General features: G+C 60.7%; 2 protein-coding genes and 1 pseudogene (1 of these 3 running past the window's edge). All 3 read left to right on the top strand.

Translation table 11 applies throughout. The features are described 5' to 3' along the window. Positions 1-171 (top strand): annotated as a pseudogene (gnd, locus tag GTN70_09710) (decarboxylating 6-phosphogluconate dehydrogenase); it begins 763 nt to the left of the window's first position. 76 nt (positions 172-247) lie between these two features. Further along, a complete protein-coding gene (locus GTN70_09705; protein ID NIO17252.1) occupies positions 248-1780 on the top strand; it encodes a glucose-6-phosphate dehydrogenase in 1533 nt (510 codons plus the stop codon). After that, a partial coding sequence (gene glk, locus GTN70_09700; GenBank protein NIO17251.1) for a glucokinase occupies positions 1771-2682 on the top strand: 912 nt, incomplete at its 3' end. The genes GTN70_09705 and glk, both read left to right, overlap by 10 nt.

The following is a 2682-nucleotide window of genomic DNA, read 5'->3' as shown; positions in this document are numbered from 1 at the left end:
GAGGGCCGCTGGACGATCATGGCAGCCATCGAGCAGGCCGTCTCCGCCGACGTGCTCTCCGCTTCCCTCTTTTCACGGTTCAGATCCAGGAAGGATCACACCTTCGCCGAGAAGGTCCTGTCGGCCATGCGCTACAAGTTCGGCGGCCACGTTGAGCCGCCGAAGGATTAGGGGTACAATCTGGAGGGGAAAAATTTCCGACGGGGCTGTGCCCTGCCCGCAATAAGGGCACGTTGAAGGGTATGCCATGACAGGAGAAGGAAAAAACAGAAGCCGCGAACGCCCAAAAAATCCCGGAGAACCCTGTGTCATGGTCATATTCGGGGCATCGGGCGACCTGACCAGGCGGAAGCTCATCCCTGCCCTCCACAATCTGGCAAACAACGATCTTCTGCCCGAGGAATTCGCCGTTGTGGGAATAGCCAGGTCGGTGAAGAGCACGGAGGAATTCCGCCGGGAGATGGACGACAATATCGAGGAGTTCGCAACCGGCGGGGTGGACCGCGAAGCCTGGGGGGCCCTTTCCCGGCGCTTCTACTACCTGCATGGAAACGTAAATGACGGGGGGATCTACGAGGAACTCAAGAACCTGCTTCGGCGGATCGACAGCGAACACGGCACGGGTGGGAACTACTTCTACTACCTTGCAACTGCCCCCTCGCTGTTCTCGGAGATCATATCCCACCTCGGCAGTTCGAACCTCCTGCGGGAGGAAAACGGCCGCTGGCGCCGGGTGGTGGTGGAAAAGCCCTTCGGCCGGGACCTGGAATCCGCCCGTGCCCTCAACCGCCAGATCGGGGAGATCCTCGAGGAAAAGCAGATCTACCGGATCGACCACTACCTCGGGAAAGAGACGGTCCAGAACATCCTCATCTTCCGCTTCGCCAACGGGATCTTCGACCCCATATGGAACCGCCGCTACGTAGACAACGTGCAGATAACGGTGGCGGAGGAGCTGGGTGTCGGCAAGCGCGGGGCTTTCTACGAAGGGGCGGGAGCCCTGAGAGACATGGTGCCGAACCACATATTCCAGCTCGTCACGCTGGTTGCGATGGAGCCGCCCATATCCTTCGATGCCGACGCGGTGCGCGACGAGCAGGTCAAGATTCTGCGCGCTATCCAGCCCATGACCCCCGAGGAGGTCCTGAGCTGCACGGTGAGGGGTCAGTACGGGGAAGGCGCCATCAACGGGAAGAAGGTCCCGGGATACCGCCAGGAGGAAAACGTGGCGCCCGACTCGAGCACCGAGACGTATGTGGCACTCAAGCTCTCCATAGACAACTGGCGGTGGGCGGGCGTTCCCTTTTTCCTGCGAACGGGAAAGCGGCTTCCGAAGCGGATAACGGAAATCGCAGTAGAGTTCAAGAGGGCACCTTTCGTGCTCTTTCGCCAGACCAGAGTGGAGGAGCTCATGCCGAACCGCCTCTCGATCCGCATCCAGCCCAACGAGGGAATCTCCCTGGGCTTCAGCGCGAAGGTACCCGGGCCCCTCGTGAAACTGGGGACGGTGGACATGGATTTCGAATACAGGGACTACTTCGGCACGACACCGAGCACCGGCTACGAGAGGCTCCTCTACGACTGCATGATGGGAGACGCCACCCTCTTTCGGCGGGCAGACATGGTCGAGGCAGGATGGAGCGTGGTGAGCCCCATCCTGGACGTCTGGAGCGCCCTTCCTCCCAGAGAATTTCCCAACTACCCCGCGGGAACCTGGGGGCCAGATGACGATGAAACCCTGATGAAAAAAGAGAGGAGAAGGTGGCTGAAATGCGACTGACCGTACTTGCCGGCGACGTGGGCGGCACGAACACCAGGCTCGCTCTATTCGAGGGGGAAGCAGAAAGGCTGGAGCTGAGCGTCATTGAGGTTTTTCCCAGCCGCGAATTCGTGAACCTCGACGCCATCGTTCGAAAATTCATGAAGAGTACCGGGGCACGGGCCGATTTCGCCTGTTTCGGGGTGGCGGGACCGGTCAAGGAGGGGATTTGCGAAGCCCCGAACCTTGCCTGGGTGGTTGATTCCACCGAGCTTGCAAAGGACCTGGGCCTTGAATCGGTCGCGCTGATAAACGACCTGGAGGCAAACGCCTACGGCATAGACGTTCTCGGGGAAGATGACTTCACCGTTTTGAACAGCGGCGCAGCCGTACCCGGAGGGAACAGGGCTCTCATCTCGGCAGGCACGGGACTTGGAGAAGCAGGTCTCCACTGGCTGGGCGACCGCTACAGGCCCGTTCCCACCGAAGGGGGGCACGCCGACTTCTCACCTCGAAACAAGCTCGAAACGGAGCTGCTCCTCTACCTTCTGAAACGCTACGAACGGGTCAGTTACGAGCGGGTGGTTTCCGGACCGGGAATCTTCAACATCTACAGTTTCCTCCGCGACACGGGGCGGTGCGAGGAGCCCGGGTGGCTCGCTGAGCTTCTGCGCGAAGAAGATCCCCCGGCGGTGATTTCCCGGGTTGCCCTCGAGGGACGAAGCGAGTTGTGCATGCAGGCCCTCGACCTCTTCGTGTCCCTCTACGCAGCGGAAGCGGGAAACCTGGCCCTGCGGTTTCTTGCAACCGGCGGGCTTTTCGTGGGCGGCGGGATCGCCCCGAGGATCATCGAAAAGCTCAAGGGCCCCTCATTCATGACATCTTTCGTGGCCAAAGGGCGGATGAAATCGCTCCTCGAAGCC

It is taken from the genome of Deltaproteobacteria bacterium, from assembly GCA_011773515.1.
GTDB lineage: Bacteria > Desulfobacterota > Deferrimicrobia > J040 > J040 > WVXK01.
The sequence above is the reverse complement of the archived record's forward strand: the minus strand, read 5'-3'. Positions and strand labels throughout refer to the sequence as shown.

What these genes read in the sequence shown, in the direction of transcription:
- GTN70_09705 (NIO17252.1), top strand. Translation starts at nt 248, where the DNA reads ATGACAGGAGAAGGAAAAAACAGAAGCCGCGAACGCCCAAAAAATCCC.